The following is a 24,321-nucleotide window of genomic DNA, read 5'->3' as shown; positions in this document are numbered from 1 at the left end:
ATGGATGGGAACCCCCGCGGCCCCGGCGGCCTGGACGAGGTCCCCCCGGAGATCCACGCAGGCAGCGGCAGCCGAGGTAGGACGCTCCGCGCGTGACGGGGTGGGGGCCGCGCGGGGCTCGCCAGCCCACGCGCCAACCGATGCGAGGAGCAGGGAGGCGGAGAGCGTCGAGGACAGGCGGAAGTGGCGGTTCATGGATGGTCTCGGAGGCAATCACAGCCAGGATGATTCCCGACTTGGCCTGGAATTCTGCAAAAGCCACGCCCCACCTCCGCCCTGTCCACTCGGCATGCAATTCATTGCAATTTTCCACCAATGACAAAGGCGCTGTAACTCAATCCGCCACGGCCGTGGGCCGGTCGTGACACTCCCCGCCACAGCGCCCGGGGCGTCATCCAGCGCGAAGCCCTGGAGACCGGGAGACCCACCGCGATGGCCCGGGAGCCCCCGGCGCGGTGCGGCGCGCGGGCCGCGGGGCGGTTAGGGTCTGCCGGTCCACCGCCGTGAGAGGTGTCGCGCGATGAAGCCCTGGGCCCGCTGGTTCCGCATCCCCTTCTGGCAGCGCGTGCTGGGCGCCTTCGTGCTGGGCGCGCTCGCCGGGTGGGCGCTGGGCGACCGTGCGGGCACATGGTTCCAGCCCCTGGGCACGCTCTACGTCCAGCTCATCCGGATGATCGCCACGCCGCTCGTGTTCTTCGCCGTCATCCACGCGGTGTCCGCGCTGCGCGGCCAGAAGAGCGTGGCGGCGCTGGGCGGCCGCACCTTCCTCTGGTTCGCCGTCACCGCCGCGCTCGCCGTGAGCGTGGGCCTGGGCACCGCCGCCCTCACAAGACCCGGCGTGGGCGTGGGGCAGCTCCAGGTGGCCTCCGACTACAAGCCCCGGCAGGTGCCCGGCCCGGTGCAGGTGCTGCTGGACGTGGTGCCCACCAACCCCTTCGCCGCGCTGGCCGAGGGCCGGATGCTCCAGGTCATCTTCTTCGCGGGCCTGCTGGGCTTCGCGCTGGTGAAGCTGGGCGAGCGCACCGCCCGCCTGCGGGAGCTGGTGGGCGAGGCCAGCGCGGCCATGATCCAAGTCACCCGCTTCGTGCTGGAGCTGACGCCGCTGGGCACCTTCGGCCTCATCGCCGCGCTGGTGGGAACCTACGGCTTCGAACGCCTGCTGCCCCTGGGCACCTTCGTCCTCACGCTGTACCTCGCGTGCGCGGTGCACGTCGTGTTCGTGTATGGGGGCCTGCTGCTCGCGCACGGGCTCAACCCGCTGCGCTTCTTCCGGGGCGCCGCGCCCGGCATGCAGGTGGCGTTCGTCAGCTCCTCCAGCTTCGCGTCCATGCCGGTGGCCCTGCGCAGCGTCACCCACAACCTGGGCGTCAACGCGGACTACGCGGCGTTCGCCGTGCCGCTGGGCGCCACCATCAAGATGGACGGCTGCGGCGCCATCTACCCCGCGATGACGTCGCTCTTCATCGCGCAGTACTTCGGCCTGTCGCTGTCCGCGCCCCAGCTCTTCATCATCCTGCTGGCGTCCGTGCTGGGCAGCTTCGGCACCGCGGGCGTGCCCGGCACGGCGGTGGTGATGACCACCGTCGTCCTCAGCGCCGCGGGGCTTCCGCTGGAGGGGCTGGGCTACCTGCTCGCCATCGACCGGGTGCTGGACATGATGCGCACCCTCACCAACGTCACCGGCCAGATGCTGGTGCCGGTGCTGGTCGCGCGCGAGGAGGGCCTCTTGGACCTGGACGTCTACAACCGCGCGTCCAGCAACGTGGGGCTGGAGGAGCCCCCGTCGCCCGCCGCCTGAGCCCTACTTGCAGCTCTTCGCCGGCAGCGAATCAATCCAGTCCGCGATGAGCCGCGAGCCTTCCGCGTGGTGAACGGTGCGGCCAATCTGCGGCATCATCTTGCCGGACTCCTCCGTGTCCAGCCGGTACCAGAGGATGGACTCGGCGTGGTTGCCGGGGACGATGTCGAACTCGCCGCCCACGCCGCTGCCCGCCGACCCCGGGCGCTTGCACTCGCCCAGCGTGAACAGGTCCGGGTTGTCGAAGTTGAGGAACAGCCGGCTGGTGATGCCCGCCGTCCCCTTCGGGTTGTGGCAATGCGCGCAGTTGATGTCCAGGTACGTGCGCGCCCGCGTGGACAGGTCCGCCGCCTGCGGGTCGAACGCGTCCGGCGCCCTGGGCAGCTCCGCGAGCGAGGGCAGCCCGTCCAGCTTGCCCAGCGACGCCAGGTACTCCAGCTGGTCGCGCGCCACTCCGCCGTAGGTGTTCTCGTGGTGCAGGTAGCGCGCCTTCACCCCGATGGGGTGCATCACCTGCGCCCCCGTGTCGTCCTGGAGGTGGTGGCACTGCTGGCACTGGTTCTTGGAGGGCACCGAGTACTTGAACGACCGCGTCTGCCCCTCCAGGTCGATGAACGTCACGTCGCGCGAGCGGCCCCCGGTGGCCTGCGTGGCCTCCGTCTGCTCCGTGTTCCAGACGTAGGGCCACGCCTCCCACCCCGTGGGCTGGCGCACCAGGACGCGCGTCTCGATGAGGCGCACGTCCTGGTCCGGAGCCCGCAGGTCCGCGGGGAAGGCGAACGTCTTCGTGATGAGCGTCCCCACCGGCAGGTCCAGCGCGTCCTTGGACTGGTAGTGCGCCACCTTGCCGGGGGGGATGTAGAGGGTGCGTGACTTGACCGCGTAGTCGGAGAACAGCGCCGTGGATAGGGTGTAGGGGATGTTGCCCTCCACCGGAGCCCAGCCCCCGTCCGCCGGACTTCCGGTGAACAGTGCGAGACCCGACAGCGAGGAGGGCATGGCCACACGTCCGGCATCCGGGTCACCCGCGTCGGGTGTCCCGGAATCCGGCACGCCCGCGTCCACGGGACCGGCATCCGGCACGCCCGCGTCGGGAACCCCCGAATCCTCCAGACCGGCATCCGGCACGAGGATGCCCGAGTCGGGTGACGGCCCGGGGACCTCCGGGTCGGAGGAGCCGCAGGCCGCCAGCGTCAGCGCCAGCAGCACCACGGAGAAACGAGGGCTCACGAACGGCGTCCACATGGGTGTCACGCTCCCTGACCGCGGTTACTTGATGAAGTCGCCAATCGTCAGCGCGGGGTTGAAGCCCGCGCAGTCGAACGCGGTCCCCGTGGCGGCGTAGTGCCGCGTCTTCGCCCACGCGCCGGGCAGGTTCCCCTCCGTCGCGAGCGTCCCGGCGGTCAGCAGGTCCAGGTCCACGATGGCCGTGGCGGTGCCCTGGGGCAGCGTGTTGCCGCTGAAGCAGATGTTGATGGGGTTCACCCGCGAGCGGTCGTGGCCGAACGGATCCAGGCCGTCCCACAGCAGGTGCTCCACGCCGCGCGTGCCCTGCGTCTCGCCGTACGCGTAGAGCGTCGCCAGGAGCGCGCCCAGCGGACGGAGCTGCTGGTTGAGCTTGCCGTTGTCCACGGAGTCGCCGCTGCCACCGGTGAAGGTGTTGCCGTGGATGCTGATGTCCGCGCTGTCGAAGTTCATGCCACCGGCGACCCACTGCGCGGGGTCCGACTCAATGGCGAGCCCGCTCAGCACCGCCACGTCCACGGAGTTGTTGTCACCCCAGGTGTTCCCCGTCAGCTCCACCCGGCGCGACGCCAGGATGAACGTGCCCGTGCCCGCCGGCACCTGCGACACCGTGCTGCTGCTGGCCGCCACCGACGCGAAGTTGTTCCGGTTGTTGCCGGTGATGGTGTTGTTCTTCACGCGGATGTCGGTGCCCTTGATGGGGTTGCCCGGCAGGTCGAACACCACCAGGCCCGTGGTGTTGTCCTTCGCGGTGTTGCCCAGCACGTAGGCGTACTTCGTGTTCTCGATCTCGATGCCCGCCACGTTCTGCCGGGCCACGTTGTTGCGCACGACCGCGTACTCCGTCTGGCCCACGTAGATGCCCGCGTCCGCGGCGTTGTAGGCCTCGCAGTCCTCGATGAGGACGTACTTGGACTTCACCGGGTACAGGCCGTACTTGCCGTTGCTCTCCTTGTCGGCCTCCGCCCACTCGGTGCGCACCCGGCGCATCACCACGTCCGTGGAGGACTCCACGCGGATGGCGTCCTTCTTCGCGTTCCACACCGCCAGGTCACGCACCTCGAAGCGGTTGCCCACCACGTCCAGGCCGTTGGAGTTCGCCGCGGCGTTGGTGAACACCAGCACCGTGCTGTTCGCCGTGCCCGTGCCCTCGCCCTTCACGCCCTTGCCCGCGCCCACCAGCGTGATGCCGTTCTGGCGGACCGTGATGGCGTTGTCGAAGGTGTACGTGCCCGGCGCCAGCTGGATGGTCGTGCACTCGGCCAGCGTGTTCACCTGGTCCTGGAGCGTCTCCTCCTGCCCCGGCGCGAAGCTCAGCGTCGCCTGGGCCTTGCCCTCGCAGGAGAAGGTCCCCGCGCTGCCGCCATCCCAGGGGATGCCCGTGTCCACCGACCCCGCGTCGGTGCCGGCGTCGGTGCCCGCATCGGTGCCGGCGTCGGTGCCCGCATCCACCTTCACGCCCGAGTCCGGCGTGGGATCCGGATCATCCGAGCAGGCGGTCATCGACAGGGCCCCCACCAGGGCCAGAACGGTCGCGCACGAGGCGCGGATCCACTGCGAACGGGGCATGTCTTTCCTCCGAGAGGCCGCCCCGCCCGGTCCCCAGGAAGCACCCGGGCCCGCGAAGCAGCAGGAAGCCGGCATGCTCGGAGCAAAGACACACTGACGACAAGCACAAGTTACACGTTTGTGATTTGACGCAGCGCCCCTTTGGCCACGCGGAAAAAGCACGCGCACGCGGTAAGCCTTTCGTCCGCAATGTGTTCGGAACGCGACTGACGCAGGGTTCCAAGGCGGCCGGTCGGACGGGCCCGAGCCGGCCTCCACCGGTGCTCCCCTCCGCCCACCCGGGCGGTCATCTTCATGGGGCAGGTCGCGGCGCGGCTCCCTCTCCCGCGACGGAAAAAAGAGGATTCCATGCGCACCCGTACCTTGATGACCCTGGTGGTGACGCTCGCCGTCGGACAGGCCACGGCGGCCATGGCGCAGCAGGACGAAGCGGAGGCTGCCCCCGGGGGCAATGACTCACAGAGCCTGGATGACCCGCAATCACTGACAAACAGCTCCGACGAGGGCACCTTCTGGGACAATTACTGGTATCAGCCCTCCGCCGTCGACTACCAGCTCCGGCAGCCGCTCGAAGGCACCTATCAGCTCCAGCAGCCGCTGATTGGGACGTACCAGCTCCAGCAGCCGCTCGAAGGCACCTATCAGCTCCAGCAGCCGCTGAACGGGACGTATGAACTCCAGCAGCCGCTGAACGGGACGTACCAGCTCCGGCAGCCGCTGAATGGGACGTACCAGCTCCAGCAGCCCTTGAACGGCACGGGCACTTCACGGCCTCCTCGGGCTCGTTGAGCGCGGGGCCTCAGCGCCGGGCGTTGAAGGTGTCGCACGCCTCCAGCGTTCCCTGGTCCAGGCCCCGCTTGAACCAGGCCATGCGCTGCGCGGAGGAGCCATGGGTGAAGGACTCGGGGACGACGTAGCCCCGGGCGCGCTTCTGGAGCGTGTCATCCCCCACGGCGCTGGCCGCGCCCAGGCCATCCTCCACGTCGCCCTTCTCCAGGAGGCCGCGCTCCTGCTGCGCGTGGTGGGCCCAGATGCCGGCGAAGCAGTCCGCCTGGAGCTCCGTCAGCACGGAGAGCTGGTTGGCCTGCGCCTCGCTCACCCGGCCGCGCAGCGACCGCACCTTCCGGGAGATGCCCAGCAGGTTCTGCACGTGGTGCCCCACCTCGTGAGCGACGACGTACGCGCGGCCGAAGTCACCGGGTGCGCCGAAGCGGCGCTCCAGCTCGTCGAAGAAGCCCAGGTCCAGGTACACCTTCTGGTCGCCCGGACAATAGAAGGGGCCCACCGCGCTCTGCTGGAAGCCGCACGCGGACCGCACCGCGTCCGTGAAGAGCACCAGTCGCGGCTGCACGTAGCGCACGCCCAGGGGCTCCAGCAGGCCGGGCCAGGTGTCCTCCGTGTCCGCGAGGACGACGGAGACGAAGTCCTTCATCTGCTCCTGCTGGGGATCCACCGCCTGCCCCGACCCGCCCGTCCCCGGCTGCGAATACGGAGCGCGCGAACCCACCTGCACGTCGGAGGGGTCGCCGCCCAGCAGCATCACCAGCAGCGCCACCACCAGCGACGCGGCGCCACCGCCCACCGCGAGCGGGCGCCCGAAGCCGCCTCCGCGCCGGTCCTCGATGTTCGAGCTGCGACGCCCGCCTTGCCACCTCATCCCGTGCCCCCTCCGCTCAAGCGCCGCGACGACCCGAGGACCAAGGTAGGCAGCGGGCCCTCCGTCGGCGACGGCACGGCCCCGGGACGACTGGCCGCCAGGAAGGCGCAGGGGCAGGCGGGTGGACGGGCCGTCGGCGGGCAGGCCCGGCTCAGGTCCCGGGAGCGAACCCCACCGCGCCGGACGCCACGCGCGCGGCGGTGCCCAGGCGCTCCAGCAGGGAGGGGCCGAAGTACTGGCGCCGGGACTCCCCCTTTCCTCCGCTCACCTGGTCCGGCGTGTCCACGTAGCCCACGTAGCCATTGGCGAGCCCCAGCACATGGGTCGCGCCCGAGAGGGACGCCAGCGCCCGTCCCGCGCCCGTGGTGGGCTCCCCGGGAACGGTCAGCAGCGCCAGCGGCCCCAGCGCCAGCGCGTCCACCTCCGCCTCGCGCGGCGAGGAGCCGCACAGGAAGTTGTCCCCCGCCGCCCGGGTGAAGGCAGGCACCAGCCGCGAGGCGTCCGGACGGGGCAAGGCCACCTGGACCCTCGCGAACGCCAGCCGCACCGGCCCCGCCACGGGCCCCGGGGTGGCGCCGTCCACCAGCGCCGACAGCTTGCGCGCGACCCCCATGGCCCGCCCCGCGCCCTCCCCTTCGGAGAAGGCCACGGAGGCGTTGCCCTCGCTGCCCTGCACGAACAGCGTCACGCCCTGGCCCGCCTCCTCGCGCAGCGCGCTCAAGCGGCCCGGGTAGTCCGGATCCACCAGCGCCTGCCGGCGGCCCAGGAGCGTGGCGTGCGCGGCGAACACCAGCACCTCCGCCACCGGCCCGTCCGCCCCGCGCAGCACCACGCGCGTGAGCTGGCCGTCGGGGACCTCTCCGCCCGTGCGCGAATAGACGAGGCCCGCGTCCGCCGCCCCGCCCACCTCCAGCGTCACGTCCGCCAGCGAGGCCACGGCCTTCTCCAGCGCCTCGCTCGCGCCCGCCACCGCGGCGTTCACCGACGCGGGCCGGTAGCGCCCCGTCCCGGAGAGCTGGGCCACCCACCGTGAGTCATAACCCCCGAAGGCGGAGTGCGTGTGCGTGGCCACCACCAGCACCTCCCTCACCCCCGCCCGCGCGGCGCGCTCCCGCACCTGATCCACGATTTCCGGGGTGACGAAGAGCAGCTCCAGCGACACCACGCCCACGCGGGCACCGCCCGCCTCCAGCACCACGGCCCTGGCGTGGAGGGGAAGCTCGGCCTGGCTCGCCTCGGGCCTGGGTGGCGGATAGCCGGCCAACACCACCGGGAAGGGCGGGGACAGGGCCACCTTCGCCGCGCCCGCACGCAAGGAGCCTTCGCCCCGCACCTGGGACAGGACCTGGGGCGTCCGCTCCTCCCAGCGCCCGCACCAGTTCCAGGAGGCGAGCGCGTACGCAGCCCCCGCCGTTAGCAAGGCGGAGGGCAGCAGGGTGCGGAGGAGGGAGCGCCGGAAGATGGACATGCCGCGGGGAGCCTAACCGCTCCCCTCTTTCCAGACGGCGCCTACCTTTCGGCCCACGCCACCTTGCCTGGCCTACAGGGGCCGACGTCGACTGCGGGTGGAATACCTCACGTCGAGGCGTGCGTTCCTGTTCCGCTTCGCGGTCGAAAGGGGTAAGGCAGCGCGCCATGTGCGGCATCTTCGGAATCGTGGGTCACGGAGAGGCGTCCAACCTGACGTACTTGGGGTTGCACGCCCTGCAGCACCGCGGACAGGAGTCCGCAGGCATCGTCTCGTCCGACGGCCACACCCTGCGCGCGCACCGGCAGATGGGGCTCGTCGCGGACATCTTCACCGCTCCGGTGATTGAGGGACTGCCGGGAGAGGCGGCCATCGGCCACGTGCGCTACAGCACGGCGGGCGGCAGCCAGCTCAAGAACGCCCAGCCGCTGTTCGTGAACTACGCGGGCGGCCAGTTCTCCATCGCGCACAACGGCAACATCGTGAACGCGGCGGAGCTCAAGGCGGAGCTGGAGTCGGAGGGCGCCCTCTTCCAGTCGGACGCGGACACGGAGGTGGTGATGCACCTGCTCGCCCGCTCCAAGCTCCCGTCCTTCGAAGGGCGGCTGGTGGAGGCGCTGCGCCGGGTGGAGGGGGCCTACAGCATCCTGCTCCTCACGGAGAACAAGCTCATCGCCGTGCGCGACCCCAACGGCTTCCGGCCGCTGGTGCTGGGCAAGATGAAGGAGGGCGCCTACGTGCTCGCCAGCGAGACGACGGCGCTGGACCTCATCGAAGCGGAGGTCGTCCGCGAGCTGGAGCCCGGCGAGCTGGTCGTCATCGAGAACGGCGTGCTGCGCGCCAGCATGCCCTTCAAGCCCGCCGCGCGGCTGGGCCGCTGCATCTTCGAGCACGTCTACTTCGCCAAGCCGGACTCGGTGCTCTTCGGCACCAGCGTCTATGAGGTCCGCAAGCGCCTGGGCATGCAGCTGGCCCGTGAACAGCCCGCGGAGGCGGACCTGGTCATCGCGGTGCCGGACTCGGGCGTGCCCGCCGCCATCGGCTTCGCCCAGGTGAGCGGCATCCCCTATGACGTGGGCCTCATCCGCAGCCACTACGTGGGCCGCACCTTCATTGAACCGCAGCAGTCCATCCGCCACTTCGGCGTGAAGCTGAAGCTGTCCGCCGTGCGCCAGGTGCTCAAGGGCAAGCGCGTGGTGGTGGTGGACGACTCCATCGTGCGCGGCACCACCAGCCGGAAGATCGTGAAGATGCTCAAGGCCGCGGGCGCGTCGGAGGTGCACCTGCGCATCTCGTCGCCGCCCACGCAGTGGCCCTGCTACTACGGCATCGACACGCCCAGCCGCACGGAGCTCATCGCCGCCAGCCACACCACGGAGGAGATCGCGAAGTACGTGACGGCGGACTCCCTGGGCTACCTGTCGCTGGAGGGCCTGGGCACCGCGGTGGATGATCCGAAGCGCGCCACCTACTGCACCGCGTGCTTCTCCGGCCAGTACCTCACCGAGAAGCTGTCCCACCAGGGCACCGGTGACGCCAAGCTCAGCGCCTGAGTCACCCGCGCCGGACCTGTCCCCGGCCCCGGGTCGGCCCGGGCTCGCGCAGGCGGAGCGGCAGTTCGTCCGCTCCGTGCTGGCGGGCTTGTTGCTGCTGGGCGCGGTCGCCGTCGCGGGTCCGCTCCTCTCCTACCGCAGCGACGTGGCGGGGGCCCGCGCGGAGTTCCAGACGCGGATGACGCGCGAGGCGCGCGTCTACGCGGAGGCGCTGGGCCTGCACCTGAAGCTGCTCCAGACGGAGCTGCTGCGCGTGTCCGAAGGCGTGGGCCCGGACGTGAAGCGCGAGCTGCCCACGGAGGACCTCCAGGACCTCACCACGCCCCGCGCCGGCCTCTTCCACGCGGGCGTGATGGTGCTGGACGCGCAGGGCAAGCTGCGCTGGAGCGACCCGCCGCTCGCGGAGGAGCAGGCCCAGGACAGCTTCGCCACGCGCCCCTGGTTCCAGCAGGTGCTCGCGCGCCAGACGTCGGTGGTGGACGCCATCGCGCCGGGCGCGTCCCTCTTCGTCGTCGCGGTGCCGGTGGTGCGCGAAGGGCGGACCACCGCGGTGTTCGCGGGCCTGCTGGACACGGAGACGGCGCTGCCGGGCGGACGTCCCTTGAGCAACGACCTGGAGCTGCTGGTCCTCAACGCCTCCGGGGACCTCTTCCTGCCCAACGCGCCCCCCTCGTGGGCCAGCGTGTCGCGCGCGTCCGGGGAGCTGCGGGAGTTCATCCGCGAGGGCACCCGCCCGCCGTCGCTGGACGCGATGCCGGAGACCTTCCTCACCGCCACGCCCGTGCCCGGCACGGGACTGCACCTGGTGCTCGCCGCGGACGAGTCGGCGCTGCTCGCCAACCTGCGCGACCGCTTCCTCGTGCAGCTGCTGGTGCTGGCGCTGCTCCAGGTGGGCACGCTGGTGCTCTTCACCGTCCACTGGCGCCGCGTCTATGGCCTGTTCCGCGAGGTGGAGGTCCGCTCCGCGCAGCAGGAGAAGATGGCCGCGCTGGGCAGCGCCGCCAGCCTCATCGCCCACGAGGTGAAGAACTCCCTCAACGGCCTCAAGGCCGCCGCCGGGCTCGTCTCCCCGGAGGGCGAGGGCGGGCTCGTGGTGCGCACGCTGCACGGGCAGATCGACCGGCTGGCCCACCTGGCCACGTCGCTGCTCAACTTCGGCAAGCCCCCCGTCGTGCGCCGCGTGGACGTGGACCTGTCCCAGCTGGTGCGCGACGTGGTGGAGGGCCTGCGCTCGCTGCCGGAGGCGGGCGAGGTGCGGGTGGACGTGACGCTGCCCCTGGGCCCGGTGCCCCTGTCGTGCGACCCGCTGCTGCTCACCACCGCGCTGGACAACCTGGTGCGCAACGCGATGGAGGCCACGGTCGCGGCCAAGGACCTGGGGAAGGTGACCCACCCCCTGGTGCGCGTGCAGGTCCGGCTCGACGAGGACGCCGCGGCGGTGACGGTGGACGACAACGGCGGGGGTCCCCCCGCGGACGTGGAGGCCCACCTCTTCGAACCCTTCCGGACCTCCAAGCCGAAGGGCATCGGCCTGGGACTGGCCATGACGCGGCAGGCGCTGGAACATCAGGGCGGACAGCTCACCTTCGAACGCCTCCCTGACGGCAGCCGCTTCCTCCTCCAGCTTCCCCGAGCGCCCCGGCCATGAGCCTCCCCGCCCTCTTCGTGGATGACGACCGCGCCTTCTCCTCCATCGCCGCGGTGGCGCTCCAACGAGAGGGCTTCAGCCTCACCGTCGCGCACTCGCTGCACGCGGCCCGCGCCGAACTCGCGAAGGCCACGCCCGTGCTGGTGGTGTTGGACCGCCGCCTGCCGGACGGCGACGGCCTGTCGTTCCTCCCGGAGCTGAAGGCGCACGCGCCCAGCGTGGCGGTGGTGATGGTGACGGCGCACGGGGACATCGCCAGCGCGGTGGACGCGGTGCGCATGGGCGCGGCGGACTACGTGGCCAAGCCCGTGGAGCTGGCGGACCTGGTGCTGCGCGCGCGCCGGGCCGTGGACGCAAGCCGCCTGCGCGACCGCCTGGAGATGGCGGAGGCGGAGCTGTCCGGCCGCCGCCGGTTGGTGCCGCCCGCGTCCGCCGCCATGCAGCGCGTGTTCGCGATGCTGGAGCGCATCGCCGCGTCGCCGCGCAGCCCGGTGCTGCTCCTGGGCGAGACGGGCGTGGGCAAGGAGCAGCTCGCCCGGCACCTGCACGCGCTCGCGTCGAAGGACGGCGGCGCGCCCTTCGTGCACATCAACTGCGCGGCCCTGCCTGAACAGACGGTGGAGAGCGAGCTGTTCGGCCATGAGAAGGGCGCCTTCACCGACGCGCGCACCGCCCGCCGCGGACTGGTGGAGGTGGCCCACGGCGGCGTGCTCTTCCTGGACGAGGTGGGCGAGCTGCCCCTGCCCCTCCAGGCGAAGCTGCTCACCTTCCTGGACTCCGGCCGCTTCCGGAGGCTGGGCGGCACCACGGAGCAGACCAGCACCGCGCGCATCGTGGCCGCCACCAACCGCGACCTGCCCGCCCAGATGACCGGCGGCAACTTCCGCGAGGACCTCTGGTTCCGCCTGGGCGTGTTCCGCATCGACGTGCCCCCGCTGCGCGAGCGGCGCGAGGACATCCTCCCGCTGGCCGAAGGCATGCTCGCGGACCTGGGCCGCGAGCTGGGCCGGCGCGACGTCAGCCTGGGCGCGAAGGCCCGCGCACGGCTCGCCGCCTATGCCTTCCCCGGCAACGTGCGCGAGCTGCGCAACATCCTGGAGCGCGCGCTGGTCCTGGAGTCCGGAAGCGGGCTGGAGCTGGAGGTGATTGGCGGCGGCGCCCCCACCGGCGGCGCGGCGCCAACGGAGAGCCCGGCCGCCGTGGCGCCCGGGGCCTTCAGCGTGCAGGAGCCGCTGGCCATGGAGGACGTGGAGCGCGCCTACGCGCGGTGGGTCCTGGAGCGGATGGGCGGCCGGCGCATGGAGGCCGCGAAGGCGCTCGGCTTGTCCTACCCGACCTTCCTCAAGCGCCTGGGCGACGCTTGAAGGGATTTGCAGTGCCCGCGCGGGAGCGATGAAAGGTTTTTGAAGTCACCGGGTCGATGAAAATTTCTTGAAGTCGCACCGCGTCGCATCCGCGCGGATTTGCTGGGGCTGGGCCGGGCACACGGCTTGCGATGGGGGCCCTCCGGATTCTCACCGGAGCCTGCCGCTTGCGCCGTTCCTTCCCTGTCCTCGCTGCCCTGGGCACCCTGCTCGGCCTCACCGCCAGTGCCGAGCAGCATCCCGCCTCCCCCGCCACGCTGCTGCTCGCCACCCTGCCGGACGAGGACGCGCTGGCGGAGCTGTTGTGGGAGCGCTCCGCCGACTTCGCGGACGACCGGGCCCACATCGCCACGTCCCGCGCGGAGCTCCAGCGCGCGCACCTGCTCCCCAACCCGGAGCTGGACGTGTCCATGAACACCATCCCCATTGGCGCCACCAACCCGCCGGGCCTGCGCCGGCTGACCGACGTGCCCAACTACGTCGTCGGCCTGTCGGAGCTGGTGGAGCTGGGCAAGCGGGGCCCCCGTCAGGACTCGGCGAAGGCGGCGCTGGCGGCCACCACGCTGGGGGTGCACGCCGCCCTGCGCGCGCGCACCTACGACGTGCTGGAGCGCGCCGCGGACGTGGCCACCACGGAGGTGCGCATCTCGGAGCTGGAGAAGCTCACCGAGGACGCGCTGAAGCTCACGGACCTGCAGCGCGCCCGGCAGCAGCACGGCGACGCGGCGGGGCTGGACGTGGACCGCTCCACGCTGGAGGCGCAGGCGCTGGAGACGTCCCTGGGCGAGGAGCGCGCGCGGCTGTCGGAAGCGCTGCTCGCGTGCTCGCAGCTCGCGGGCCTGCCGTGTGAGCCCTTCGGGGGCCGCGAGCTGGCGGCGGCCTTCCTCAAGACCCGGCTCGACCGGGCGTCCGCCCCGGCCGCCATCGAGTCCAGGCCGGACCTGCGGGCGCTGGGCGCGCAGCAGGAGGCGGCCCAGTCCGCGTTGACGCTCGCGAAGCGCCGGTGGATTCCGGATCCGACGGTGCGCGCCGGCTACACGCGCGACCAGTTCATGATCTCCGGCAACCAGAAGAACTCCCTCTTCGTGGGCCTGTCCATTCCGCTCCCCTTCTTCGACCACGGGCAGGCGGACGCGCACGCCGCCAGCGCCAGCGCGCAGTCCGCGCGCGTCGCCCGCGAGCTGCTCACCGCCCAGGCCGCGCGCGAGGCGGACGTGCTGGGCCAGCAGCTGCGCGCGGTGCAGCAGCGCCGCGAACGGCTGCACACGCAGACGCTCCCGCTCGCGGAGGGCGTGGTGCAGCGCCTGGACGCGGCGGTGAAGGCGGGAGGCGCGGCGTTGCAGGACCTGCTCCTCGCGCGGCGCACCTACGGCGAGCTGGTGCTGCACGCGGCCGACCTGGACCAGACCGCCTACCACCTCGCCGTCGCCATCGACCGGGCGAGCGCCGCGGGCCCCCGCGCCCCGGACGCGCTGGCCAATCCCCGCTCCTGAGCCTCCCCCGCGCACCCACCTCTCAACGACCGCCGACCCCGGCACCCGCCTCACCGCCCCCGTCGGCCCCCATCTCCAACCCTTCCTGAAGGAACCACCATGAATCCCCACGACCCCGCCGCCGCCCCGACGTCCACCCCCGCCCCCGCCCGCCGCACCCCGGTCTGGATGGCCTTCGCGGGCGCGGGCCTGCTGGGCACCGGCGTGCTGTTCTACGCACTGGCCCCCACTGATTCGAGCGCGGAGAGCGAGACGGCCCTCCCCGGCCCCACGGTGAAGGGAGAGACGGTGCACCTGCCGGACGGCGCGCCGCAGTGGCACTACGTGCAGCTCGCCGTGGCCACCGAGGGCAGCGCCCTCACCCCCCTGCCCTCCCCCGCGCGCGTGCAGTTCGACGAGGCCCGCACCGCGTCCGTGGGCGCGCCGCTCGCGGGCCGCGTGCAGGAGGTGCGCGTGCGGGCCGGGGACCGCGTGAAGCAGGGCGACGACCTGTTCAGCGTGCGCTCCGGCGCCTACGCGGAGCTGCTGCGCGAGCAGCGCGGCGCGGAGGCGGAGCTCGCGGAGAAGCGCCGCAACGCGGACCGCCTCCAGGAGCTGGTGGCCCTGCGCGCCGCCCCGGAGAAGGACCTGCTCGCCGCCCGGACGGAGCTGCGTCAGGCGGAGCTGTCCCTGGAGGCCGCGAAGGCGAAGCAGGGCAGCCTCCGGGTGTCCTCGCGCGGGGAGAACCTCTTCTGGGTGACGGCGCCGCGCTCGGGCACGGTGGTGGACCTGGACGTGGTGGCCAGCCAGGAGGTGACGCCGGACCGCGAGCGGCCGCTCGTGCGCCTGTCGGACCTGGATCAGGTGATGGTGGTGGCGGACCTCCAGGAGTCGGACGCGCTGGACATGTCCCCGGGCCAGGACGTCACGGTCACCACGCGCGACGGCATCGTGCGCGCGGGCAAGGTGGACCGCGTCGCGGAGGTGGTGGACCCGCTGCGCCGCACCGTGGAGGTGCGCGTGCGCGTGCCCAATGACGACCGCCGCTTCCGGCCCAACGCCTTCGTGGAGGTGACGCCCACCCCGCCCACGGGCGTCAGGCGCGTGCGCGTGCCGGACAGCGCGGTGGTGACGGATGGCGCGCGCTCGGTGGTCTTCGTCGCGCGCGACTCCAACCGCCTGGAGCGCGTCCCCGTGACGCCGGGCCGCCGCCGCGACGGCGAGGTGGAGCTGCGCGGGGGCCTGGCCTCCGGAGACCGGTTCGTCGCCCGGGGCGCCCTGCTCCTGGAGAACCAGATCGAACTGGCCGACTGAAGCCCCCCGCGAAAACCAAGAGACGCCCATGTTCGAGAAACTCGTCGACTTCAGTCTGAAGAACCGCGCGGCGGTGGTGTTCCTCACGCTGCTCACCGCCATCTGGGGCTACTTCTGCTTCCGCGACCTCACGGTGGAGGCCTTCCCGGACCCCACCGACACGCAGGTCAACGTCATCACCCTCTACCCGGGCCAGCCGTCCGAAGAGGTGGAGCGCCAGATTGGCCTGCCCCTGGAGCGCGCGCTCAACGGCATCCCGGGCCTGACGCGCCTGCGCAACCTGTCCATGTTCGGCCTGTCGTTCGTCACGCTGAGCTTCAACGACGACACCGACGTGCTCTTCGCCCGCGCCCAGGTGCTGGAGCGCCTGCGCGACGCGGAGCTGCCGGAGGGGCTCACGCCGTCGCTGGGGCCGCTGGCGACGCCCATCGGTGAAATCTACCGGTACACGCTGAAGGGCGCGAAGGGCGACCCCATGAAGCTGCGCACCCTCCAGGACTGGGTGGTGCGGCCGGGCCTGTTGCGCGTGGACGGCGTCGCGGACGTCGTCAGCTACGGCGGCCTGCTCAAGGAGATCCACATCCAGCCGGACCCCGCGCGGCTCGCCGCGTTCGGCCTCACGCTGGACACCGTGGAGGACGCGCTGAAGGAGGGCTCGGAGAACGCCAGCGGCGGCGTGCTGGAGCGCGGCTCCGAACAGTTCGTCATCCGCAGCGAGGGCCTCTTCCACACGCTGGACGACATCCGCGACGTGCGGGTGGCCACGCACGAGGGCACGCCCGTGTTCCTCAAGGACGTGGCGGACGTGAACGAGGGCTGGTCGCCCCGCCAGGGCGTGGTCAGCCGCGACGGCGACGGGGACGTGGTGCAGGGCATCGTCCTCATGCGCCGGGGAGAGAACCCCTCCCTGGTGCTCTCCCGCGTGCGGGACGCGGTGGCGTCCGTGAACGTGCGCCTGGAGGGCGACGACGTGCGCATCGACCCGTTCTACGACCGCACGGACCTGGTGAACACGACGCTGCGCACGGTGGGCCACAACCTGCTGGAGGGCGCGCTGCTGGTCACGCTGGTCCTCTTCATCTTCCTCCTGGACCTGCGGGCGGCCATCGTCGTGGGCGTCCTGATTCCCCTCTCGCTGCTGGCCTCGTTCATCTACCTGAAGATGCGGGGCATGTCGGCCAACCTGCTGTCCATGGGCGCGGTGGACTTCGGCGTCATCGTGGACGGCGGCGTGGTCATCATCGAGAGCATCCTGGCGCGCATGTCCGGCCACCAGTTCGAGGGGGAGACCCCCATGGAGCGCATCCAGCGCGCGACGAAGGCGGTGGTGCGCCCCACGGTGTTCTCGCTGCTCATCATCATCGCGGCGTACCTGCCCATCTTCATGTTGCAGCGGGTGGAGGGCCGCATCTTCGCGCCCATGGCGAACACGGTGGTGGCGGCGCTCCTGGGCGCGCTCGTCTTCTCCGTCACGCTCATCCCGGTGCTGGCGTCGTTCGTCTATCGCAAGCCGGTGAAGCACAAGGAGTCGCCGGTGCTGCGCGCGGCGGACAAGGCCTACGGCCCCGTGCTGGCGTGGAGCCTCAAGCACCCGACCATCGTGGTCGCGGTGTGCACCGCGGGCCTGCTCTTCGCGGGCGCGCTGGTGCCGCGCATGGGCAGCGAGTTCCTGCCGGCGCTCAACGAAGGCAGCCTCTACCTGACCTTCACCATGCCCTCGAACATCTCCCTGTCGGAGGGCCGCAAGCTGGTGCCGCGCATCGAAGCCCTGCTGCGCCAGGCGCCGCAGGTGGACGGCGTGCTCAGCCAGCTGGGCCGCCCGGAGGACGGCACCGACGCGAAGCTCACCAACAACCTGGAGTTCTTCGTGAAGCTCAAGCCGCCGGCGCAGTGGCCCAAGAGCACGCCCAAGCTGGATGACGTGCTGGCGGTGTTGCAGCGGTCGGTGTCGGAGGTGCCGGGCATGGAGGTCGGCTTCAGCCAGCCCATTGGCGACAACGTGAACGAGAGCATCAGCGGCCAGCAGGGACAGCTGGCGGTGAAGCTCTTCGGCGACGACCTCCAGGTGCTCCAGGCGTACTCGCAGAAGGTGAAGAGCGTGCTGGCGCGCGTGGAGGGCGTCGCGGACCTGGGCATCGTGAAGAGCGGCGAGGTGCCCAGCATCCAGGTGACGCCGGACCGCGTGGCCCTGGCCCGGCACGGCATGTCGCTGGGAGACTTCCAGCACGTCTTCCAGACGGCGGTGGGCGGCCGGCCGCTCAGCGAGTTCTGGGAGGGCGAGCGCCGCTTCGACGTGGTGATGCGCCTGCCCATGTCCAGCCGCGACGACGTGGAGAAGATCTCCCGCCTGCGCGTGCCCGTGGAGGGCGGCGTGCTGGTGCCCCTGAGCGAGCTGGCCAAGGTGAAGACGGGCTTCGGCCGGGCCTCCATCAACCGCGAGAACGGCCGGCGCTACATCGGCGTGCGCATGAACGTGCGCGGCCGGGACCTGGGCTCCTTCGTGAAGGACGCGCAGGCGATGGTGGACAAGGAGGCCCCCGCCCCCGCGGGCACGAGCATCGAATGGGGCGGTGAGTTCGAGAGCAAGGAGCGCGCGATGGACCGGCTCCTCACGGTGCTGCCGGTGGCGCTGGTGCTCACGCTGCTGCTGCTCTTCAAGGCGTTCAACTCGTTCGGGCGCGCGGTGGTGACGCTGATCAACGTGCCCTTCGCGCTGATGGGCGGCGTGTTCGGCCTGTACTGGGCGGGGATGCCGCTGAGCGTGGCGGCGGCGGTGGGCTTCATCGCGCTCATCGGACAGGCGTCGCTCAACGGCGTGCTGGTGATGAGCGCCATCGCGGAGCGCCGGGAGGCGGGCGAGTCGCTGGACGACGCCATCCTCCACGGCAGCCGGGAGCGCCTGCGGCCGGTGCTGATGACCGCGGCGCTGGCGGCGCTGGGGCTGGTGCCCGCGTGCTTGAGCAATGGGATTGGCTCGGAGATGCAGAAGCCCCTGGCCATCGTCATCGTGTCCGGGACGATCTCCGCGTGCGCGCTGACGCTGGTGCTGCTGCCGGTGCTCTTCCGCATCTTCGCCCGCTTCACGGAGCAGTTCGTGGACCGGATGCCCGCGCAGCTCCTGCGCGTGGTGCCCGGCGCCAAGGGTCTGCGCAAGGCGGGCTAGCGCCTCACGGTGTCGTGGAAGGCTCCGGCTCTCCGTCCACCGACTCCTCGGAGGTGGGCGCGGGGGTCGGGGTCTTCCCGGCGATGAAGTCCTTCAAGTCGTCGGGCAGCGGCGAGGCGAAGGTGACGCGCTCCCCGGTGCCCGGGTGCGGGAACGAGATGCGCTCCGCGTGGAGCGCGTGCCGGGGCAGCCGCAGCCGCGCCCACGCCTCCGGCTCCAGCGTGTGCTTGCTGAAGCGGTCGAAGTAGCCGGGGTCCGGCCCGTACATCTTGTCGCCCACCAGCGGGAAGCCGGCCTCGCGCAGGTGGATGCGAATCTGATGCTGCCGGCCCGTCTGGGGAAAGCAGCGCAGCAGCGCGAACGGCGCGCCGCCGTGCTCGAAGCGCTGGAGCACCTGGAAGCGCGTGCGGCTGGGCTTGCCCGCCACCGGGTCGATGCGCACCGCGATGCGGATGAGGTCCGTGCCATCCGCGATGGGCGCGTCCACGAGGAAGGCGTCCTCGGGCGGGTGCCCCTCACACAGCGCGAGGTACTCCTTGTGCACGTCGCGCGACAGGAACAGCCCGCCCAGCACGCGGCAGGACTCGGTGGTGCGGCCACACACCACCAACCCGCTCGTCTCGCGGTCCAGCCGGTGCGCGGGCTCCGCGAAGCGCTCTCCGAAGCGCTCGCGCAGGAGCGTCACCAGCGTGCCCTTGTGGTAGCGCGCGGTGGGGTGGATGGGCAGCCCCGCGGGCTTGTCCAGCACCAGCAGCCAGTCATCGGAGAAGACGACGGGCAGCGCCGTGGGCGTCGCGGGCTCCTGGCTCGCGGGGCGGCGGATCCGGAAGGCCAGCCCCGGGTACACGGGCGTGGAGGGCTTGAGGCGGTACTCGTCGCACAGGACGCCGCGCAGGATGATGCCCCGCACGCGCTCCAGGTCCATGCGGCGGATCTTCTCGCAGAGGTAGCGGTCCAGCCGCCAGCCGGCGTAGTTCGGCTCGACGACGAACGGGATGTCCACGTAGCCGTCGGGGATGGCGCTGGGAGTCGGGTCCACGTCTTCACGCATGGCGTACCGGCCGCTCTAGCACGCTTCGCGACGAAGGCGACCGCCCGGCCCCGCGCGCGAAGGCGCGAGCACCCGGCGGCCTGACTGCTTCACGGACGCGCTCACCCGAAGGCGCGCTTCGTCTCCACGCCCAGCACGCGCGCGTACAGGTCCGCGATGCGCTCGCCGGTGCGGCCGTCCCACAGCTCCGGCACGCGGCCCTTCTTCACGTTGCCGGAGAGGGCCCGCTCGGCGGCCTCGCGGATGCGCAGGGGGTCGGTGCCCACCACCTCGTTGGAGCCCACCTCCACGGTGATGGGGCGCTCGGTCTGCTCGCGCATCGTGAGGCACGGCACGTTGAGCGCCGTGGTCTCCTCCTGGAGGCCGCCCGAGTCCGTCATCACCAGCATCGCCTGCGACGTCACGGACAGGAACTCCAGGTAGCCCATGGGGTCCACCAGCTTCAGCCCCGGCGTCTGCTCCAGCCGCGTCCCCAGGCCCTGCTCGGCGATCATCTTCCGCGTGCGCGGGTGCACCGGGAACACGACGGGCAGCCGCTTCGCGACGTCCATCAGCACGCCCAGGAGGCCCGCCAGCAGCTTCGGGTTGTCCACGTTGGACGGGCGGTGCAGCGTCGCCACCACGTAGCCCTTCGGCGTGAGCCCCAGCTGCTTCAGCGTGGGCAGCTGGTCGGCCTTCTCCTTGGACGACAGGAGCGAGTCGATCATCACGTTGCCCACCAGGTGGATGTGCTTCGGGTCGATGCCCTCCTTGAGCAGGTTCGCGTCCGCGTCGCGCGACGGCGTGAGCAGCAGGTCGGAGAGCCGGTCGGTGACGACGCGGTTGATCTCCTCCGGCTGGTGCCGCTCGAAGCTGCGCAGGCCCGCCTCCACGTGGGACAGCGGGATGGCCAGCTTGGACGTGACGAGCGCCGCGGCGATGGTGCTGTTGACGTCGCCCACCACGGAGACCAGGTCCGGCTTCTCCTTGAGGAAGACGCGCTCCATCTCCACCATCATCCGCGCCGTCTGCTCGGCGTGGCTGCCGGAGCCGATGCCCAGGTGGATCTCCGGTGGAGACAGCCCCAGGTCCGCGAAGAAGACGTCGCTCATCTTCGCGTCGTAGTGCTGCCCGGTGTGCATCACGAGCTGCTGAAGGGAAGTGCGCGCGGAGATGGCCCGGTGGATGGGAGCCACCTTCATGAAATTCGGACGCGCGCCAACGATATGGATGACCTTCTTCATGTCGCTCCGGAAAATAGGCACGTGGCGATTTCCGGCCAGTGGCAGGGGGCCCACAGCCGTCCACCGGACGGAGCGGGGCGTCCTGAATCTGATAGATGGGGGCCCATGCCCGCCTCCCGGACCGTGGCCGTCATCCCCGCACGCCATGCCAGCACCCGCTTCCCTGGCAAACCGCTCACCCTCATCGCCGGTCGCCCCATGGTTGAACACGTCTGGCGCCGCTGTCAGGAAGCCCGCGCGTTCGACGAGGTGTGGGTGGCCACCGACGACGCGCGGATCCGCGACGCGGTGGAGTCCTTCGGCGGCCGCGCGGTGATGACCAGCCCCGCCTGCCCCACCGGCACGGACCGCATCGCGGAGGTGGCCCGCGCACGTCCGGACGTGGACGTCTGGGTGAACGTGCAGGGCGACGAGCCGCTGGTGGACCCCGCCGCGCTCAAGGTGCTGGCGGACCTCTTCCGGGACGACGCCGTGCGCATGGGCACGCTGGTGCGGCCCCTGGAGCCGGACGAATTGGAGAACCCGAACGTGGTGAAGGCCGTGCTCGCCCTCAACGGCGACGCGCTCTACTTCAGCCGCGCCCCGGTGCCGCACGTGCGCGACCCCGGCGCCCCCCTGCACCGCTGGGCCCACCTGGGCCTCTATGGCTACCGGCGGGACACGCTGCTCCAGCTCGCCACGCTCAGCCCCACCCCGCTGGAGGAGGCGGAGAAGCTGGAGCAGCTGCGCGCCCTGGAGCACGGCCTGCGCATCCGCTGCGCCCCCGTGTCCTGGCGCACCGTGGCGGTGGACGTGCCGGAGGACGTGGCCCGCGTGGAGGCCCTGATGCGCGAGCGCGGCTGAGCCCCGCCCCCCGCGTCCCCGCTCAGATGACCGGCAGCGCGGCCGGCTCGTCGCCCCGGGGGAAGGCGGCGTCGATGCGCTGGAGCTCCTCCGGGGTGAGCTTCAGCGAGGCCGCCTTCGCGTTGTCGCGCACGTGGGCCACGTCGCTCGCCTTGGGAATGGCGAAGAGCGACGGCCGGCGCACGAGGAACTGGAGCGCCACCTGATAGGGCGTCGCGCCGTGCGCCCGCGCGATGTCCGCCAGCACCTTGCCTCCGGCGCTGGTGGGCGACGGGAAGTGCCCGTTGCCGAAGGGGCTGTAGGCCACCACCGCCACCCCCTGGGACTCGCACCACGGCACGACGGCGTGCTCGATGGCGCGCTCCCCCAGGTGATACAGCACCTGGTTGCACGCGATGCGCCCCTTCCCCGCGATGGCCAGGGCCTCCTCCAGCTCGTCCACCGCGAAGTTGCTCACGCCCCAGGAGCGGATCTTCCCCGCCTTCACCAGCTCCTCGAACGCGCGCACCGTGTCCTCCAGCGGGTGCGACCCGGGCCAGTGCAGCAGGTAGCAGTCCAGCCTGTCCGTGCCCAGGCGCCGCAGGCTGCGCTCGCAGGCGGCCACCGTGCCCTTCCGCGTCGCGTTGGACGGCATGACCTTGGAGACGAGGAACACCTCGTCGCGCCGGCCCGCGATGGCCTTCGCCACGAGCGCCTCCTCCACCCGGCCCTGCCCGTACAGCTCGGCGGTGTCCAGGTGCGTGAGCCCCAGGTCCAGCCCGGCGCGGAGGGCGCGGAGGACCCCGTCCGCGTCGTCGTCCTCCATCTGCCAGGTGCCCTGTCCGATGACCGGCACCGCCACCCCGGTGTTGCCAAAGACGCGCGTCTCCATGGCACCTCCCTCGCGTGGAACGGGCCCTGGAATACCACCCAGCTCCGCTGGCTGCATCCCGGCCCTGCACCCAGGGTCCGGGCTGCGCTTACCCGGACAGTCCAGTAGGCTCCGCGGGTGACTTCTTCCGTTACCGCTCCGACACCTTCCCGACGCCCCTCGGGCGTCACCGCCCGCCGTCTGCTGTCGCTGGCCCGCCCCGAACGGGGGACGCTGCTGCTCGCCACGGTCTTCCTGCTCATCAGCAGCGGCGCCAGCCTCGTGTATCCCCAGGGCGTCCGCATCCTCATCGACGAGGCCCTCAACGCGAAGAACCGCGACCTCATCGACCGGTCCGCGCTCATCATGCTGGCCGTCTTCGTGGTGCAGGGCATCGCCACCGCGCTGCGCTACTACTACTTCAGCACCGCGGGCGAACGCGTGGTCATGCGCCTGCGCCACGACTTCTTCCGGCGCCTCATGGACCAGGAGGTCGCCTTCTTCGACACGCACCGCACGGGGGAGCTCACCAGCCGGCTCGCCTCCGACACCACCGTGCTGCAGAACACCGTGAGCGTGAACATCTCCCAGGGGCTGCGCAACGCCGTGCAGGCGCTGGGCGGGCTGGGGCTGCTCTTCTACACCTCGCCCTCCCTGACGTTCCTGATGCTCGCCATCGTCCCCCTGGTGGCGGTGGGCGGCGTGATGTACGGCCGGCGCGTGCGGGGCCTGTCGCGCGACGTGCAGGACGCGCTCGCCAAGGCCAGCGAGGTCGCGGAGGAGAGCCTGTCCGGCATGCGCACCGTGCGCTCCTTCGCGGCGGAGCCGTCGGAGGTGGCCCGCTACGGCGCCACCGTGCGCCACGCCTTCGAGGTCGCCCGCAACCGCGCCCGTCAGTCCGCCGCGTTCCTCGGCGGCGCCAGCAGCGCGGGCTACGTCGCGGCGGTGGTGGTGTTCTGGTACGGCGGCCGGCTGGTGGTGGACGGCGAACTCACCGTGGGCGCCCTCACCTCGTTCCTCATCTACACGATGCTCGTCGCCCTCTCCCTGGGCTCCCTGGCGGACCTCTGGGCGGACTTCATGCGCGCCTCGGGCGCCGCCGAGCGCGTCTTCGAATTGATGGACCGCGAGCCCGCCATCGCGCCGGACCAGGGTGAGCGCCCCGCCACCATCGAGGGCCGGGTGGACTTCCAGGACGTGCGCTTCGCCTACCCCACGCGCCCGGACGTGCCGGTGCTCCAGGGCATCGACCTCACCCTCCAGGCCGGCGAGGTCGTCGCCGTGGTGGGCTCCTCCGGCGCCGGCAAGTCCACGCTCGCGGGCCTCCTGTCCCGCTTCTACGACCCGCAGCAGGGCCGGCTGCTCCTGGACGGCCGCCCGCTGGCCTCGCTGGACCCCAGCTGGCTGAGGCGCCACGTGGGCATGGTCGCCCAGGAGCCCCTGCTCTTCTCCTGCTCCATCGCGGACAACATCCGCTACGGACGCCCGGACGCCACCGACGCGCAGGTGGAGGCCGCCGCGAAGGCCGCGCACGCGCACGACTTCATCCAGCGCTTCCCGGAGGCCTACGCCACCACCGTGGGCGAGCGCGGCGTGCAGCTGTCCGGCGGCCAGAAGCAGCGCGTCGCCATCGCCCGGGCGGTGCTCAAGGATCCGCGCATCCTCATCCTGGACGAGGCCACCTCCGCCCTGGACGCGGAGAGCGAACACCTGGTGAAGGACGCCCTGGAGCGGCTGATGCAGGGCCGCACCACGCTCATCATCGCCCACCGCCTGTCCACCGTGGCCAACGCCCAGCGCGTGCTGGTGCTGGAGGCCGGCCGCGTGGTGCAGAGCGGCACGCACGCCACGCTGATGACGCAGGATGGCTTGTACCGCCGCCTCGTGGAGCGCCAGGTCGTCGCCGCCTGAACGCTCGTTCCCCGAACGAGCCCCCACCCCGCCGTACCGTGGCGGGAAATTGTCGCGCGCATTATCTCTGCTGCCGCAAGAAAGGAGGTGATGCCTTGAACGACAGCATGATCAAGGCGTCTACCTCCGTCGCGGTGACCGGCTAGCGCAGCGTCACCCCGGCGGATGTCGACGCCCGTGGTACCGAGTCGC

Annotated in this window: 17 protein-coding genes; 10 read left to right on the top strand and 7 right to left on the bottom strand. The window is 71.6% G+C overall.

The features are described from left to right. Positions 1 to 520 precede the first annotated feature (520 nt). Positions 521 to 1,798: a dicarboxylate/amino acid:cation symporter gene (locus tag GTY96_RS01165; protein ID WP_161663647.1), complete on the top strand. Its 1,278-nt coding sequence runs from the start codon at positions 521 to 523 to the stop codon at positions 1,796 to 1,798. A 3-nt stretch (positions 1,799 to 1,801) separates the two neighbouring features. On the opposite strand, the gene GTY96_RS01160 is transcribed toward GTY96_RS01165, so the two are convergent. Both GTY96_RS01160 and GTY96_RS01155 read right to left on the bottom strand, forming a co-directional pair. Then, positions 1,802 to 3,028 (bottom strand): SO2930 family diheme c-type cytochrome, encoded by a 1,227-nt coding sequence (locus GTY96_RS01160; protein ID WP_328700751.1) that lies wholly within the window; start codon positions 3,026 to 3,028, stop codon positions 1,802 to 1,804. 39 nt (positions 3,029 to 3,067) lie between these two features. Further along, complete coding sequence (locus GTY96_RS01155; RefSeq protein ID WP_161663645.1) at positions 3,068 to 4,612, bottom strand: parallel beta-helix domain-containing protein; 1,545 nt, start codon at positions 4,610 to 4,612, stop codon at positions 3,068 to 3,070. Positions 4,613 to 4,960: 348 nt separating this feature from the next. Here GTY96_RS01155 and GTY96_RS01150 point away from each other — a divergent pair, with 348 nt between their 5' ends. Beyond that, positions 4,961 to 5,401 (top strand): hypothetical protein, encoded by a 441-nt coding sequence (locus GTY96_RS01150; protein WP_161663644.1) that lies wholly within the window; start codon positions 4,961 to 4,963, stop codon positions 5,399 to 5,401. A gap of 10 nt (positions 5,402 to 5,411) precedes the next feature. Here the strand turns inward: GTY96_RS01150 and ypfJ are convergent, their stop codons facing one another. Together ypfJ and GTY96_RS01140 are read right to left on the bottom strand one after the other, a co-directional pair. Next, positions 5,412 to 6,269 carry a KPN_02809 family neutral zinc metallopeptidase gene (gene ypfJ, locus GTY96_RS01145; protein ID WP_161663643.1) on the bottom strand — a complete coding sequence of 286 codons (858 nt, stop codon included), beginning with the start codon at positions 6,267 to 6,269 and terminating at the stop codon, positions 5,412 to 5,414. A 151-nt stretch (positions 6,270 to 6,420) separates the two neighbouring features. Continuing rightward, positions 6,421 to 7,737, bottom strand: coding sequence for a neutral/alkaline non-lysosomal ceramidase N-terminal domain-containing protein (locus GTY96_RS01140; protein WP_161663642.1), 1,317 nt, complete (start codon positions 7,735 to 7,737; stop codon positions 6,421 to 6,423). Positions 7,738 to 7,904: 167 nt separating this feature from the next. Between GTY96_RS01140 and purF the strand changes: the two genes are divergently transcribed. From purF to GTY96_RS01110, 6 genes are all read left to right on the top strand, one after another. Beyond that, on the top strand, positions 7,905 to 9,290 hold the full coding sequence (gene purF / locus GTY96_RS01135) for an amidophosphoribosyltransferase (RefSeq protein WP_143897669.1): 1,386 nt from the start codon (positions 7,905 to 7,907) through the stop codon (positions 9,288 to 9,290). After that, entirely contained in the window at positions 9,268 to 10,938 is a 1,671-nt protein-coding gene (locus tag GTY96_RS01130) for a sensor histidine kinase (protein ID WP_143897667.1), read from the top strand. The genes purF and GTY96_RS01130 overlap by 23 nt, the downstream gene beginning before the upstream one ends. Continuing rightward, positions 10,935 to 12,302, top strand: a complete 1,368-nt coding sequence (locus GTY96_RS01125; RefSeq protein ID WP_143897665.1) for a sigma-54-dependent transcriptional regulator — start codon at positions 10,935 to 10,937, stop codon at positions 12,300 to 12,302. Before GTY96_RS01130 ends, GTY96_RS01125 begins: the two co-directional genes overlap by 4 nt. Positions 12,303 to 12,469: 167 nt before the next feature. Further along, positions 12,470 to 13,795 carry a TolC family protein gene (locus GTY96_RS01120; protein WP_235685273.1) on the top strand — a complete coding sequence of 442 codons (1,326 nt, stop codon included), beginning with the start codon at positions 12,470 to 12,472 and terminating at the stop codon, positions 13,793 to 13,795. Between the two features lie 99 nt (positions 13,796 to 13,894). After that, positions 13,895 to 15,088 carry an efflux RND transporter periplasmic adaptor subunit gene (locus tag GTY96_RS01115; protein ID WP_143897661.1) on the top strand — a complete coding sequence of 398 codons (1,194 nt, stop codon included), beginning with the start codon at positions 13,895 to 13,897 and terminating at the stop codon, positions 15,086 to 15,088. Between the two features lie 28 nt (positions 15,089 to 15,116). Further along, positions 15,117 to 18,251, top strand: a complete 3,135-nt coding sequence (locus GTY96_RS01110; protein ID WP_161663641.1) for an efflux RND transporter permease subunit — start codon at positions 15,117 to 15,119, stop codon at positions 18,249 to 18,251. 4 nt (positions 18,252 to 18,255) lie between these two features. Here the strand turns inward: GTY96_RS01110 and GTY96_RS01105 are convergent, their stop codons facing one another. Both GTY96_RS01105 and wecB read right to left on the bottom strand, forming a co-directional pair. After that, a complete protein-coding gene (locus tag GTY96_RS01105) occupies positions 18,256 to 19,302 on the bottom strand; it encodes an RluA family pseudouridine synthase (protein WP_161663640.1) in 1,047 nt (348 codons plus the stop codon). 101 nt (positions 19,303 to 19,403) lie between these two features. Next, positions 19,404 to 20,525, bottom strand: coding sequence for a non-hydrolyzing UDP-N-acetylglucosamine 2-epimerase (wecB, locus tag GTY96_RS01100; protein ID WP_143897655.1), 1,122 nt, complete (start codon positions 20,523 to 20,525; stop codon positions 19,404 to 19,406). Between the two features lie 105 nt (positions 20,526 to 20,630). Between wecB and kdsB the strand changes: the two genes are divergently transcribed. Continuing rightward, the gene (kdsB, locus tag GTY96_RS01095; RefSeq protein WP_161663639.1) at positions 20,631 to 21,368 is read left to right on the top strand and encodes a 3-deoxy-manno-octulosonate cytidylyltransferase; all 738 of its coding nucleotides are present in this window, start codon (positions 20,631 to 20,633) and stop codon (positions 21,366 to 21,368) included. A 22-nt stretch (positions 21,369 to 21,390) separates the two neighbouring features. On the opposite strand, the gene GTY96_RS01090 is transcribed toward kdsB, so the two are convergent. Continuing rightward, on the bottom strand, positions 21,391 to 22,239 hold the full coding sequence (locus GTY96_RS01090) for an aldo/keto reductase (protein ID WP_143897652.1): 849 nt from the start codon (positions 22,237 to 22,239) through the stop codon (positions 21,391 to 21,393). 117 nt (positions 22,240 to 22,356) lie between these two features. On the opposite strand from GTY96_RS01090, the gene GTY96_RS01085 reads away from it, so the two are divergent. Then, the gene (locus tag GTY96_RS01085; protein ID WP_143897650.1) at positions 22,357 to 24,129 is read left to right on the top strand and encodes an ABC transporter ATP-binding protein; all 1,773 of its coding nucleotides are present in this window, start codon (positions 22,357 to 22,359) and stop codon (positions 24,127 to 24,129) included. Positions 24,130 to 24,321 lie beyond the last annotated feature (192 nt).

It is taken from the genome of Corallococcus silvisoli (genome assembly GCF_009909145.1).
Lineage (GTDB): Bacteria > Myxococcota > Myxococcia > Myxococcales > Myxococcaceae > Corallococcus > Corallococcus silvisoli.
This window is presented reverse-complemented; position numbering and strand designations above follow the sequence as displayed.

Excerpts from the sequence above, each read along its gene's own strand:
- GTY96_RS01165 (WP_161663647.1), top strand. The coding sequence starts at position 521 with ATGAAGCCCTGGGCCCGCTGGTTCCGCATCCCCTTCTGGCAGCGCGTG.
- GTY96_RS01155 (WP_161663645.1), bottom strand. The coding sequence starts at position 4,612 with ATGCCCCGTTCGCAGTGGATCCGCGCCTCGTGCGCGACCGTTCTGGCC.
- GTY96_RS01150 (WP_161663644.1), top strand. The coding sequence starts at position 4,961 with ATGCGCACCCGTACCTTGATGACCCTGGTGGTGACGCTCGCCGTCGGA.
- ypfJ (WP_161663643.1), bottom strand. The coding sequence starts at position 6,269 with ATGAGGTGGCAAGGCGGGCGTCGCAGCTCGAACATCGAGGACCGGCGC.
- GTY96_RS01140 (WP_161663642.1), bottom strand. The coding sequence starts at position 7,737 with ATGTCCATCTTCCGGCGCTCCCTCCTCCGCACCCTGCTGCCCTCCGCC.
- purF (WP_143897669.1), top strand. The coding sequence starts at position 7,905 with ATGTGCGGCATCTTCGGAATCGTGGGTCACGGAGAGGCGTCCAACCTG.
- GTY96_RS01125 (WP_143897665.1), top strand. The coding sequence starts at position 10,935 with ATGAGCCTCCCCGCCCTCTTCGTGGATGACGACCGCGCCTTCTCCTCC.
- GTY96_RS01115 (WP_143897661.1), top strand. The coding sequence starts at position 13,895 with ATGAATCCCCACGACCCCGCCGCCGCCCCGACGTCCACCCCCGCCCCC.
- GTY96_RS01110 (WP_161663641.1), top strand. The coding sequence starts at position 15,117 with ATGTTCGAGAAACTCGTCGACTTCAGTCTGAAGAACCGCGCGGCGGTG.
- GTY96_RS01105 (WP_161663640.1), bottom strand. The coding sequence starts at position 19,302 with ATGCGTGAAGACGTGGACCCGACTCCCAGCGCCATCCCCGACGGCTAC.
- wecB (WP_143897655.1), bottom strand. The coding sequence starts at position 20,525 with ATGAAGAAGGTCATCCATATCGTTGGCGCGCGTCCGAATTTCATGAAG.
- kdsB (WP_161663639.1), top strand. The coding sequence starts at position 20,631 with ATGCCCGCCTCCCGGACCGTGGCCGTCATCCCCGCACGCCATGCCAGC.
- GTY96_RS01090 (WP_143897652.1), bottom strand. The coding sequence starts at position 22,239 with ATGGAGACGCGCGTCTTTGGCAACACCGGGGTGGCGGTGCCGGTCATC.